Origin of the sequence: Ochrobactrum soli, assembly GCF_003664555.1 — a bacterium.
Taxonomy (GTDB): domain Bacteria; phylum Pseudomonadota; class Alphaproteobacteria; order Rhizobiales; family Rhizobiaceae; genus Brucella; species Brucella teleogrylli.
This window is the reverse complement of sequence record NZ_RCHH01000003.1, coordinates 545,261-557,284: the sequence shown is the minus strand read 5'-3', so window position 1 is coordinate 557,284 and position 12,024 is coordinate 545,261. Positions and strand designations below refer to the sequence as shown.

Below are 12,024 nucleotides of genomic sequence, written 5' to 3'. Positions count from 1 at the left end.
ATATCTTTCGTTTAGTGCGGAAGTGTTATGCATAGTGGTAGAGGCATCGCGGCACCTTCCGTGGGGGCGCTGATCGACTTGTTGGAATCTTCGCCGATTCTGGCGGACCTCGACGCACATGCCATTGGTGCTTTGGCTTCGCTTGTCGTCACCGAGAACAGTTTTACCACCGATACCATCATCATCGAACAGGGCGAGCGCGTCAGAAACGTGCATATGGTCGTGTCCGGCTGGGGCTGTGTCTATCGCGACCTGTCCGGCGGGCAAAGGCAGATCATCGACTTTCCGATGCGGTGCGATTTCATCGGCCTTCGCACCGCCGACGGCTATAGCTACAATACGATATCGGCCATTACGCCGATGAAAGTCATTGAAATTCCAGTGGCTTCGCTTGAAAGCGCCATTCGGCGCGTGCCACGTCTGGCGATGATCTTCATTGAGCTTTTGTCACGACAGCGCGCCATGCTGATCGAGCATCTCACCAATGTCGGACGCCGCAGCGCCTATGTCCGCACCGCGCATCTGCTCCTGGAACTGTCTGACCGGGTCAAGGCCAGCTGCGTCGATGATCCCGATTCCTATTATTGTCCGCTGACGCAATATCAGCTGGCCGATGCGCTTGGCCTGACGCCGATCCACCTCAATCGCATGTTGCGGGATCTGCGCGAGGAAGGGCTTGTGCTGTTCCGTTCCAACCGGGTCGAGATTCTGGATCGCGCGCGTCTGGTGGCGCTTGCCGAATATGACGGCGAATTCATGCGCATGTCGGTTTTCGGTCGCCAGCAATAGAAAAATATGTGCGAAGGGAAGAGTTTCTGGAAAAATCGGGAACAGCTTCCAGCATCTGAATGGTCGGAGTGAGAGGATTCGAACCTCCGACCCCCTCGTCCCGAACGAGGTGCGCTACCAGGCTGCGCTACACTCCGAACCAGTCGGTCGCAGCCAGTGGCGCAACCGTTGAGGCGGCTTATAACGCTGCATTTTTGATGCCGCAAGTGCATGACGCAGTTTTTTTGCCGCCACACTCAAACCTGCTCATAAATGTCACAGGATCAGAGCACTTCCGCCGGAAAGACGGGCGTAAAGCCCGCGCCATAGGCGACGAAATGCGGGTTGGCGAAGCCCTTCACGCCCTGTCCGGCGCGCTGGCCATAAGCGAACGGCTTGCCGTCAAGGGTGGCGGTCATGCCGCCTGCGGCACGCAGCACAGCGTCGCCAGCCGCCGTGTCCCATTCCATGGTCGGGGCAAAGCGCGGATAGATATCCGCCTCACCGCGCGCGATCAGACAGAACTTCAACGACGAACCGACCGAAACATGGCCGGAAATCTGATTTGCCTGCAAAAAGCGCTGGGTTTCGGGCGTGTTGTGCGAACGGCTGCACACGGCAATGCGTTCCGCGGCACCTTCCCGCGCTCGGATTGCACGCCGGCGGGCAATCTTGTGATCCGCAGTGGTTTCCGCTTCCTCGGCGCGGTTGCCCGTGCCGGTAAAAAGCAGATTGCGCGCCGGGGCATAGACGATGCCCGTGACCGGCACGCCATCTTCGATCAGGCCGATATTGACTGTGAAATCGCCGTTGCGCAGCAGAAACTCCCGCGTGCCATCCAGAGGATCGACCAGCAGAAAGCGCCGTCCGATATGGGCTGGAAGGCGGCCCGCGGAAACCTCCTCCTCGGCCACGACCGGAATATCGGGCGCGACCGACGAAAGTGCGGCAAGGATGATCGCCTCGGCGGCGCGGTCTGCTTCCGTGACGGGCGATTCATCCTTTTTATGTTCGACGGCGCAGCCATCGACATAATGCTTCATGATGACCCGGCCAGCCTCAAGCGCTGCTTGTTCAAAAACGGCCAGCAGGGCTGCGCCATTCGGGTCTGCTTTGGGAGAGGCTGGAATGTTCATCGCTCAGATCGACCAGGAATCGCTACCATAACTGCCGATGATACCACGCTCGGCCAGATACTTTTCTACTTCCGCGACCAGTTCGTCAACATTGCGCCCCGTCGTATCGAGGCGCAGTTCCGGCGAGGCTGGCGCTTCATAAGGCGAATCGATGCCCGTGAAGGACTTGATTTCGCCACGCAGCGCCTGCGCATAAAGACCCTTTGGGTCACGCGCAATGCATTCCTCAATCGGCGTATCGACGAAGATTTCAATGAACTCCCCTTCCGGCAGCCGCGCGCGAACCGTGTCGCGCTCCGAGCGGAACGGGGAAATGAACGAAACCAGCGTGATCAACCCGGCATCGGCCATCAGCCGCGCCACTTCGCCGACGCGACGGATGTTTTCCGCCCGATCCGCATCGGAGAAACCAAGATCGCTGTTGAGGCCATGGCGGACATTGTCGCCATCGAGCAGATAGGTGTGCTTGCCCAGCGCGTGCAGGCGCTGTTCCAGCCGGTTGGCGATGGTGGACTTGCCCGATCCCGAAAGGCCGGTGAACCACAGCACCGCTGGCTTCTGGAATTTCTGCGCGGCCCGCGCCTTTCCGTCGAGGGCGAAAGCCTGCAAATGCACATTGGTTGCCTGACGCAGCGCGCTGTCGATCATTCCGGCACCAACGGTCGCGTTGGACACCCGGTCGATCAGCACGAAAGCGCCGGTGACGCGGTTCTCGGCGTAAGCGTCGAACACAATCGGGTCGGCCGTCTGGAGGTGGCACAAGCCGATCTCGTTGAGGTCCAGATGGGCCGCATCCTCACGGGCGAATGTGTTCACATCGGTCCGATATTTGATCTCGCTGACCGTCACCGGCGTCTGGTCGGTTTCGGTGCGCAGGAGATAGGACCGTCCGGGCTGCAAGGCGTCCTCGCCGAACCAGACGATATTGGCTGCGAAACGATCCGCCACTTCCGGCCGTGCTTCCGCGCCGACCAGCATATTGCCGCGTGAAACTTCGATCTCGTCTTCCAGCACCAGCGTGACGGCCTGTCCTTCCGAGGCGCGGGGCAGATCGCCATCATAGGTCGCGATGCGCTTTACCCGCGACTGCTTGCCGGATTTAGCCACGACGACCGTGTCGCCTGCCGCAATCGAGCCGGAAGCTACCGTGCCGGAAAAACCGCGAAAATCGAGATTGGGCCGGTTCACATATTGCACCGGAAAGCGGAATGGCCTGGCTGCTGTTTCCGTATCGATGCGCACGGTCTCCAGATGTTCGAGCAGATGCGGGCCGTCATACCAGTCGATACGCGGCGACAGGCTGGTGACATTGTCGCCATAGCGGGCCGAAAGCGGGATCGGCTGGATACTGGCAAAACCGAGATCTTTGGCGAAGCTCATATAATCGGCAACGATGCGGTCGAAGGCCTCTTGCGAGAAATCGACAAGGTCGATCTTGTTGACCGCGAGCACGATATTGCGAATGCCGAGCGCCGAGGCAATGAAGGAATGGCGGCGCGTTTGCGTCAGCACGCCCTGCCGGGCATCGATCAGCACCACGGCCAGATCGGCGGTCGAAGCGCCGGTCGCCATGTTGCGCGTATATTGCGCATGGCCCGGCGTATCGGCGACGATGAACTTGCGGCGCGGCGTGGAAAAGAACCGATAGGCGACATCGATGGTGATGCCCTGTTCGCGCTCGGCCTCCAGACCGTCAACCAGAAGCGCGAAGTCGAAATCGTCATCTGTCGTGCCGAATTTGCGGCTGTCATTCTTAAGCGCTGCAAGCTGGTCTTCGAAGATCAGCTTGGTGTCATAGAGCAGACGCCCGATCAGCGTCGATTTACCGTCATCAACGGAGCCACAGGTGAGAAACCGCAAGAGCGTCTTGCGCTCCTGATCGGCCAGAAACTCGGTCACCGCTGCGCTGGTTACGGAAGGCTTCAACACGGCATTCATCAGAAATAGCCCTCGCGCTTCTTCTTTTCCATGGAACCGGCTTCATCGCGGTCGATGGCACGGCCCTGACGTTCCGACGTGCGGGCGATCAGCATTTCCTCGACAATATCCGAAAGGCTGGAGGCGCTGGATTCAATCGCCCCGGTCAGGGGATAGCAGCCAAGCGTGCGGAAACGCACCAGCCGGTCTTCCACCTTTTCACCATCGCGCAGCTTCATGCGGTCGTCATCGACCATGATCAGCATGCCGTCGCGCTCCACCACCGGACGGCGGGCGGCGAAATAGAGCGGCACGATGGGGATGTTTTCCTGCAGGATATATTGCCAGATATCGAGCTCGGTCCAGTTGGAGAGCGGGAAGACGCGGATCGATTCACCCGCCGCAACGCGCGTATTGTAAATCTTCCACATTTCAGGCCGCTGGTTCTTCGGGTCCCAGCCATGCTGCGCATTGCGGAATGAGAAAATGCGCTCCTTGGCGCGGGATTTTTCCTCATCGCGACGCGCGCCGCCAAAAGCCGCATCGAACTTGTACTTGTCGAGCGCCTGCCGCAGACCGACTGTCTTCATGACATGGGTATGGACATTCGAACCATGGGTGAACGGGCCGACACCGTCTCGTACGCCATCCTCATTGATATGCACCAGAAGCTCGAAACCCTTTTCGCGCGCCTGTGCGTCGCGGAATTCGATCATCTCGCGGAATTTCCAGGTCGTATCGACATGGAGAAAGGGAAAGGGCGGTGGTGCGGGATAAAACGCCTTCATCGCCAGATGCATCATGACCGACGAATCCTTGCCCACCGAATAGAGCATCACCGGATTGGAGAAGGTTGCTGCGACTTCGCGAAAGATATGGATCGCTTCTGCTTCGAGACGTTGCAGATGCGTCAAATTCTTGGTCAGGGATGCATGATGCACGACATTAACTCCCGGAAACCGGATAGAGACGAGAAAGCAGGATTACGGTTCTGACGGAGCGAAATCGGCACCCTGGCTAAGTTGCGCGCATTGTCGTGAAAAGAAGCCGAAAAGTGAAAGAATGCTTTCGCGTATTCGCGATTGCCTGCGCCAAAAACTTGCAGTCTTTCGCACAAGGCCGGAACAAACTTGCGCCGCCGGCAAAAAGTGAAATTTGGCGTAAATGTCGGAAAATCCTACTAAAATTGTGATATTTAGCAGTTTTGGAGCGTTCACGCCGGGCAAATTCTTGCTCAAAAGAGCGGCCACCGTCGGGCATCTTCTGCCGCGCGCGATAAGGATGGAACGGTTTTTGGAGGGAGATTTTTGAAAGCACCCAACGGGCCAAACCGCCGTGGGGCTTAGAGTGGATCAGAGCAGGCCGAAGGTACGCGCCTTGGCGACTGCCTGAACCTTGTTCACTGCAACAAGCTTCGTCAGTACATTGCTGATATGAAAATTGACGGTACGGGTTGAAATATTGAGGATTGCCCCGATGATTTCAGCGGTTTTTCCTTCACTCGTCCAACGCAGGATTTCACGCTCCCGTGCCGTCAGACAGACTTCACCGGCGCAATTCAGGCGCGGCACATTGACCAGTTCGAACATCGACAGATGCAGGAGATTGGTCACCATCTGCAATTGACGCCGCAGGGCTGTGACTTCGGCTGCGGTCAGCGGCTGGCCGCTGCGCAGGAATGTCAACATTCCAAACACGCCCTGTGCCGCCCAGCATGGTTGTGAAATACCGACCTTCAGGCCAAATGCTTGCAGATCGGCCCATAATTGCGGCGTTTCGGCAAAAAGCTTCGGCGACCAGACCAGCGGGTCGATGCTGTGCAGGCCGAGCCGGACAAGGGGATCGATCTCAACATATTTTTTGCTGGCATAGAGTGCAGTCCAGCCTTTCGGCATATCTTCGTAACGCACCCATTTGACCGCCCCATTCAAGGACGGAACCGACATGACATAAGAAACATGGTCAAAGCCGATTTCGCGGGCATATTTTTTTACATATTCAAACAATTTGTCCGCATTACCGGCGGACTGCATGGCATCGCATAACAATTCCCATTTCATTGCTGCCATCCTAATATTTTGTTTTCAATAACTTACGCACAATACAACTTTAACGCTCACAAAATTTCGAACGCACAGCCTTAAATAGCATTTTCCTGTAACTCTCTCCAGAAGGATTGCTTCCAAAAAGCAGCGTGAATTTCGCAAAACCTCTGTTTTTAAACAGTTATGCCATCGTGGGATAAGAAATATTGCAAACAAAAAAGCCTCGCAACGTGCGAGGCCCTTCTTCTTGTGGTTGTGACAGCTGCGTCGGCTATGCCGCTTCGTCCGTAACATTGCCGGGGGTGTAATTGAGAATCGGCGCGAGCCAGCGCTCCACCTCTGCGACGCTCATACCCTTGCGGTTTGCATAATCCTCGACCTGATCGCGCTCCACCTTGGCGACACCGAAATAATAGCTTTCCGGGTGGCCGATATAGAGACCCGAAACCGACGAGCCCGGCCACATGGCATAGCTTTCGGTCAGTTCCACACCCGTCTCCGCCGTTGCATCGAGCAGACGGAACAGGGTGGTCTTTTCGGTGTGGTCGGGTTGTGACGGGTAACCCGGAGCCGGGCGGATGCCCTTGTAAGGTTCGCCGATCAGTTCTTCCGGCGTATAGGTTTCTTCGGTCGCATAGGCCCAGAATTCCTTGCGCACGCGCTCATGCATCAGTTCCGCAAAGGCTTCGGCAAAACGGTCGGCCAGCGCCTTCACAAGAATAGCGGAATAGTCGTCATTGGCCCGCTCGAAACGCTCGGCAATCGCCACCTCGCCGATGCCCGCCGTGACGACGAAGCCGCCGACATAATCCTGCTTTCCGCTCTCGACGGGCGCCACGAAGTCGGACATGGCGACATTCGGGCGGCCATCGCGCTTACCAAGCTGCTGACGCAGCGTGAAGAAGGTGGCCAGCTCCTCTTTCCGGCTCTCGTCGGTGAACAGCCGGATATCGTCGCCGACCGCATTGGCGGGCCAGAAACCAACCACGGCTTTCGGCGTGAACCATTTTTCGTCGATGATCTTCGTCAGCATAGCCTGCGCATCAGACCAGAGCTGGCGCGCGGCCTCGCCCTGCTTTTCGTCCTCAAGGATTGCCGGATAGCGCCCTTTCAGCTCCCAGGTCTGGAAGAATGGCGTCCAGTCGATATAGCGCGCAATTTCGGCCAGATCGTAATCGTCGAATGTCTTCGTGCCGGTAAAGCTTGGCTTCACCGGTGCAAATGCGTCCCAGTCGAGCTTGTGCGCATTGGCGCGGGCGCGGGCGAGTGGCAGGCGCTGCTTTTCCGCTTCGCTGCGCGCATGGGCGGCTGCAACCTTGGCATATTCCTCGCGGATGCCATCGACATAATTGCCCTTGGCTTCCGGCGACAGCAGGCTGGACACGACACCCACCGCGCGGCTGGCATCGATCACATAGACCGTCTGGCCGCGCTCGTAACGCGGATGAATTTTCACCGCCGTATGGACGCGGCTCGTGGTCGCCCCGCCGATCAAAAGCGGAATGTCGAAACCTTCGCGTTCCATTTCCGCGGCCACATGTGCCATTTCATCAAGCGATGGCGTAATGAGGCCGGAAAGGCCGATGACATCGACCTTCTCGTCGCGCGCCACCTGCAAAATCTTTTGCGAAGGCACCATGACGCCGAGATCGATAATCTCGTAATTGTTGCAGGCCAGCACGACGCCGACGATATTCTTCCCGATATCGTGCACATCGCCCTTCACGGTCGCCATCAGCACCTTGCCAGCGCTCTGACGCTCGCCGCCCTCAATGCCATTTTCGGCATTGCGGCGCTTTTCCTCTTCCATGTAAGGCAGGAGGACGGCCACAGCCTGTTTCATTACGCGGGCGGATTTCACCACCTGCGGCAGAAACATCTTACCCGCGCCGAACAGATCGCCAACCACATTCATACCGGCCATCAGCGGGCCTTCGATGACGTGCAGCGGCCGTTCGGCAGCCTGACGCGCTTCTTCCGTATCGGCTTCGATATATTCGGTAATACCGTTGACCAGCGCATGTTCGAGACGCTTTTCCACCGGCCATTCGCGCCAGGCAAGATCCTGTGCCTTGGCTTCCTTCGAGCCTGAATCGCGGAAACGTTCGGCAATCTCCAGCAGGCGTTCGGTCGCGTCGGAACGGCGGTTCAGCACCACGTCTTCGCAGGCTTCGCGCAGTTCCGGATCAATGGCATCGTAGACCGCCAGCTGACCCGCATTGACGATGCCCATATCCATGCCCGCCTGAATGGCGTGATAGAGGAACACGGCATGCATCGCCTCACGCACCGGCTCATTGCCGCGGAACGAGAAGGACAGGTTCGACACGCCGCCCGACACATGGACATGCGGCAGGGTCGCCATGATTTTCCGGGTCGCTTCGATGAAATCGACGCCGTAATTATTGTGCTCGTCGATGCCGGTCGCCACCGCGAAGATGTTCGGATCGAAGATGATGTCTTCCGGCGGAAAACCAACCTGCTCGGTCAGAATCTTGTAGGCCCGACTACAGATTTCGATCTTGCGCGCTTCGGTATCGGCCTGTCCGGTTTCGTCGAACGCCATGACCACGACCGCCGCACCATAAGCACGGACGAGCTTCGCATGATGAATGAAGGCTTCCTCACCTTCCTTCATCGAAATCGAGTTGACCACCGGCTTGCCCTGAACGCATTTCAGGCCAGCCTCAATCACTTCCCATTTGGAGCTGTCGATCATGATCGGCACGCGGGCGATATCCGGCTCGGCGGCGATCAGATTGAGAAATTCGACCATCGCCTTTTCGGAATCGATCAGGCCCTCATCCATATTGATGTCGATGATCTGCGCGCCATTGGCGACCTGATCGCGCGCCACATCAAGGGCGGCGGCGAAGTCACCAGCCTTGATGAGTTTACGGAACCGGGCGGAGCCGGTCACGTTGGTGCGTTCCCCGACATTGACGAAGGGAATGTCCTCGGTCAGCGTGAAAGGCTCGAGGCCGGAAAGGCGCATCAGTGGCGCAACCTTGGCAGGTTTGCGCGGCGGGTGCTTTGCAACAGCCTCGGCAATAGCGCGGATATGATCCGGCGTCGAGCCGCAGCAACCGCCAACCACATTAACCATGCCGTCGCGGGCAAAGCCCTCGATCTGGGCAGCCATCGCCTCCGGCGTTTCGTCATACTGGCCAAACTCGTTCGGCAGACCGGCATTCGGATAGGCGCAGATGAACGTATCGGCGATGGTCGACAATTCGTCCAGATGCGCGCGCATGGCATTGGCGCCGAGTGCGCAGTTGAGGCCGATGGTGAACGGCTTGGCGTGACGCAGCGAATGCCAGAATGCCGTTGGCGTCTGGCCGGACAGGGTGCGGCCGGAAAGATCGGTGATCGTGCCGGAAATCATCACCGGCAGGAAAATGCCCTTCTCTTCGAACACTTGCTCCGAAGCGAAGACGGCGGCCTTCGCATTCAGCGTGTCGAAGATGGTTTCAATCAGGACGATGTCGGAACCGCCGTCGATCAGCCCCCGGATCTGCTCGGCATAGGCAACACGCAGATCGTCGAAGGTGACGGCGCGGAAGCCGGGATTATTGACATCCGGCGACAGCGATGCAGTGCGGTTTGTCGGTCCAAGAGCGCCTGCGACGAAACGGCGGCGACCGTCCTTCTGCTCGGCGCGCAGGGCAGCGCGACGCGCAAGGCGCGCACCGTCGCGGTTCAGCTCATAGACCTGCTCTTCCATGCCGTAATCGGCCTGGGCAATCGTCGTGGAGGAGAATGTATTGGTTTCGAGAATATCCGCGCCCGCAATGGCGTAGGCGTAGTGGATTTCCTCAATGGCCTTTGGCTGCGTCAGCGTCAGAAGGTCATTATTGCCCTGAAGCTGACAATCACAGGCGCCGAAACGCTCACCGCGGAAATGCTCTTCATGGAAGCCAAGCCCTTGAATCTGCGTTCCCATCGCCCCGTCGAGGATCAGAATACGCTCGCGCGCCGCTTTGGTCAGCGCGGCCAGCACCTCCGAACCATCCGGCTGAGCCGCCGTTGCACCGAAAAGATCGTCGAGGGAAGACGCCATAAGAGTACCGCCTGTATTCTGATATGCACAATCGCAGGAGGTCGCTTAATGACATAAACATATCTTTATGTCAATTATTGTTCAGCTCTCGAAGCATTATATGTACCCGCTATAAACTGCTCGCTTTGGGCTGCAGGCAGCTCTGTGTTCCCTCCCTGGTCTGTTGCAGCACAGAAGAAATCGTGACTGGTGAAAGCCACCGCTCCGCCACAATGGGCGAGCAAAAATACGCACATAAACGATTGCTTTGATTAGGAGAGACCTATGAAAAGGTTTGGTTATTCCGTTTTTGCCGCGTGTCTGTCGCTGGGCATGGGCCTGTCCGCCGCTGCCGGAACAGCCAATGCGGCGCAGCCCTCGCTGATGGCGGCCCCTACCCCGGCACCGGCTCAGGCATCGGCACCTACTGCGCAAACGGTGCAATATTACGATTATCGCGACGACCGGCGCTATTGGCGCTACGACCGTCCGCGTTACCGGCCCTATTACAGACATGACCGGCGTTACTGGGGTCCGGGTCCTGCCTACCGTCCGGCACCGACTTACCGCAGCCGCAACCCGCATACCCGCTGGTGCTACAGCCGCTATCGGTCATACCGCGCCTATGACAATACGTTCCAACCCAATTACGGTCCGCGCCGCCAGTGCTATTCGCCTTATCTATAAGGCCGCGACCAACGAAAAAGCCCCGCATTGCGGGGCTTTTCTCTCAACTGCTTCGAAATATTGATGGCTCTCAGGTGACGTAGGCACCGATAGAAGCCGCGACAAGGCCGATTGCAACGGCAATCATCACGCCATAAACGCGCGGCTTGTCGAAAAGAACGGCGAAAGCTGAAAACCAGCCGACGACCGCAGCACCAAGCGCGAAGAGAAAACCCGGCTTGTCGCCATGATAAAGGTTTGCCGCCATCAGCCCGCCGATGATCAGCGCGCCGAAAACGATCATTAACCCCGTGGCATAACGCTCATAATCGTCCATTTAAATTCCTCGGTTCCGATCTCGCGAAAACTGCGACGGAAACTTATATCGACCCGTTTGGCCATTTAAGGGCATGGAATCTCTCATGCCACGATCCTGACCTTCCCGCTCACACAATCATTATTCGGAACGTTCTTCAACCATTTCGCAGCGCCATACGCTGCAAATGTTGCAACTTATCGTTTCCAGTCGCCGTTCGTCGCGAAATCCGTGCTATATTGATACGTATGGAACCGTCCGGAATCACCATCTTTGAGACGCCGATTGGCCCGTGCGGCATTGCCTGGCGCGGTGCAAAAGTCATTGGTGTCGAAATCGGCGATACGGACGAGAAAGAAACCCGTTACCGCCTTGGTGAGCGGGTGGGCGAACAGTTTTCCGATGCTCAGGCCGATGTGCCAGCCTTTGTAACGCAAGCCATCGAAAAAGTGCGCGCGCTTCTCGACGGCGGATCGCCGGATTTCTCGCAAACGCCGCTAGCGTTCGAATCGCTCCCCGACCTCAACCGGCAGGTTTACGAGATTATTCTCGAACTGAAGGCGGGCGAAACCACCACCTATGGCGCGATTGCCAGACGACTTGGTGACGTGAGCCTGTCGCAAGCGGTCGGTTATGCACTTGGCAAAAACCCGTTTCCGATCATCGTGCCCTGTCACCGGGTGCTCGGTTCCAACGGCAAGGTCGGCGGGTTTTCAGCGGCGGGCGGTACGGCGACGAAGCTCAAGCTTCTCAATATCGAGCGCGCCAAAATCTCCAGCGAGCCAGATCTATTCGGCGGCCTGCCACTTCAGGAACGACCACAGGCGGAGTGGTAACTACTCTTTATCAGTGACAACATCAGCGGAAAAACGCAATTCGCGCATCGGGCGCACGAGTTGCGTCGTGGCGTCATAGGTCGGATGTTTCTTGAAAGCGAAAAGCGCTTCTTCATCCTTGAACTCGGCATAGACGACGAGATCGATGCGGTCGCACATCGGATCGACCCTGGAATTCGGCAGAACTTCGAAGACTTCGGAATGCGGGATGGTGGCAAGCTGCTCCAGCCCTTTTCTGACTGTCTCGATATCCTGACCTTGCTTGACGCTGAAGAAAACAATGTGCCGGATCACGCATCGA

Annotated in this window: 10 protein-coding genes and 1 tRNA gene; 3 read left to right on the top strand and 8 right to left on the bottom strand. The window is 57.7% G+C overall.

Annotation, left to right across the window (positions count from 1 at the left end):
- Positions 1-27 precede the first annotated feature (27 nt).
- Positions 28-789, top strand: coding sequence for a Crp/Fnr family transcriptional regulator (locus D8666_RS08020; protein ID WP_121537156.1), 762 nt, complete (start codon positions 28-30; stop codon positions 787-789).
- A gap of 60 nt (positions 790-849) precedes the next feature.
- Here D8666_RS08020 and D8666_RS08015 read toward each other — a convergent pair.
- From D8666_RS08015 to metH, 6 genes are all read right to left on the bottom strand, one after another.
- Positions 850-926, bottom strand: a tRNA-Pro gene (locus D8666_RS08015).
- Between the two features lie 126 nt (positions 927-1,052).
- Positions 1,053-1,904, bottom strand: coding sequence for a 3'(2'),5'-bisphosphate nucleotidase CysQ (cysQ, locus tag D8666_RS08010; RefSeq protein WP_121537154.1), 852 nt, complete (start codon positions 1,902-1,904; stop codon positions 1,053-1,055).
- Between the two features lie 3 nt (positions 1,905-1,907).
- Positions 1,908-3,842 carry a sulfate adenylyltransferase subunit CysN gene (gene cysN, locus D8666_RS08005; RefSeq protein WP_121537152.1) on the bottom strand — a complete coding sequence of 645 codons (1,935 nt, stop codon included), beginning with the start codon at positions 3,840-3,842 and terminating at the stop codon, positions 1,908-1,910.
- Positions 3,842-4,762 (bottom strand): sulfate adenylyltransferase subunit CysD, encoded by a 921-nt coding sequence (gene cysD / locus D8666_RS08000; protein ID WP_121537150.1) that lies wholly within the window; start codon positions 4,760-4,762, stop codon positions 3,842-3,844. Before cysD ends, cysN begins: the two co-directional genes overlap by 1 nt.
- A gap of 411 nt (positions 4,763-5,173) precedes the next feature.
- On the bottom strand, positions 5,174-5,881 hold the full coding sequence (locus tag D8666_RS07995; RefSeq protein ID WP_121537448.1) for a LuxR family transcriptional regulator: 708 nt from the start codon (positions 5,879-5,881) through the stop codon (positions 5,174-5,176).
- A 256-nt stretch (positions 5,882-6,137) separates the two neighbouring features.
- Positions 6,138-9,926, bottom strand: coding sequence for a methionine synthase (metH, locus tag D8666_RS07990; protein ID WP_121537148.1), 3,789 nt, complete (start codon positions 9,924-9,926; stop codon positions 6,138-6,140).
- Between the two features lie 264 nt (positions 9,927-10,190).
- Between metH and D8666_RS07985 the strand changes: the two genes are divergently transcribed.
- Positions 10,191-10,592, top strand: a complete 402-nt coding sequence (locus D8666_RS07985) for a BA14K family protein (protein ID WP_121537146.1) — start codon at positions 10,191-10,193, stop codon at positions 10,590-10,592.
- Between the two features lie 70 nt (positions 10,593-10,662).
- Here D8666_RS07985 and D8666_RS07980 read toward each other — a convergent pair whose 3' ends face one another.
- Positions 10,663-10,908, bottom strand: coding sequence for a hypothetical protein (locus D8666_RS07980; RefSeq protein WP_006465911.1), 246 nt, complete (start codon positions 10,906-10,908; stop codon positions 10,663-10,665).
- A 227-nt stretch (positions 10,909-11,135) separates the two neighbouring features.
- On the opposite strand from D8666_RS07980, the gene D8666_RS07975 reads away from it, so the two are divergent.
- Positions 11,136-11,723, top strand: a complete 588-nt coding sequence (locus D8666_RS07975) for a methylated-DNA--[protein]-cysteine S-methyltransferase (RefSeq protein ID WP_109368205.1) — start codon at positions 11,136-11,138, stop codon at positions 11,721-11,723.
- On the opposite strand, the gene D8666_RS07970 is transcribed toward D8666_RS07975, so the two are convergent.
- Positions 11,724-12,017: a Dabb family protein gene (locus D8666_RS07970; protein ID WP_109368204.1), complete on the bottom strand. Its 294-nt coding sequence runs from the start codon at positions 12,015-12,017 to the stop codon at positions 11,724-11,726.
- Positions 12,018-12,024 lie beyond the last annotated feature (7 nt).

Coding starts and splice junctions, on each gene's coding strand:
- D8666_RS07980 (WP_006465911.1), bottom strand. CDS start 10,908: ATGGACGATTATGAGCGTTATGCCACGGGGTTAATGATCGTTTTCGGC.
- cysN (WP_121537152.1), bottom strand. CDS start 3,842: ATGAATGCCGTGTTGAAGCCTTCCGTAACCAGCGCAGCGGTGACCGAG.
- D8666_RS07985 (WP_121537146.1), top strand. CDS start 10,191: ATGAAAAGGTTTGGTTATTCCGTTTTTGCCGCGTGTCTGTCGCTGGGC.
- D8666_RS08020 (WP_121537156.1), top strand. CDS start 28: ATGCATAGTGGTAGAGGCATCGCGGCACCTTCCGTGGGGGCGCTGATC.
- cysQ (WP_121537154.1), bottom strand. CDS start 1,904: ATGAACATTCCAGCCTCTCCCAAAGCAGACCCGAATGGCGCAGCCCTG.
- metH (WP_121537148.1), bottom strand. CDS start 9,926: ATGGCGTCTTCCCTCGACGATCTTTTCGGTGCAACGGCGGCTCAGCCG.
- D8666_RS07995 (WP_121537448.1), bottom strand. CDS start 5,881: ATGAAATGGGAATTGTTATGCGATGCCATGCAGTCCGCCGGTAATGCG.
- D8666_RS07975 (WP_109368205.1), top strand. CDS start 11,136: ATGGAACCGTCCGGAATCACCATCTTTGAGACGCCGATTGGCCCGTGC.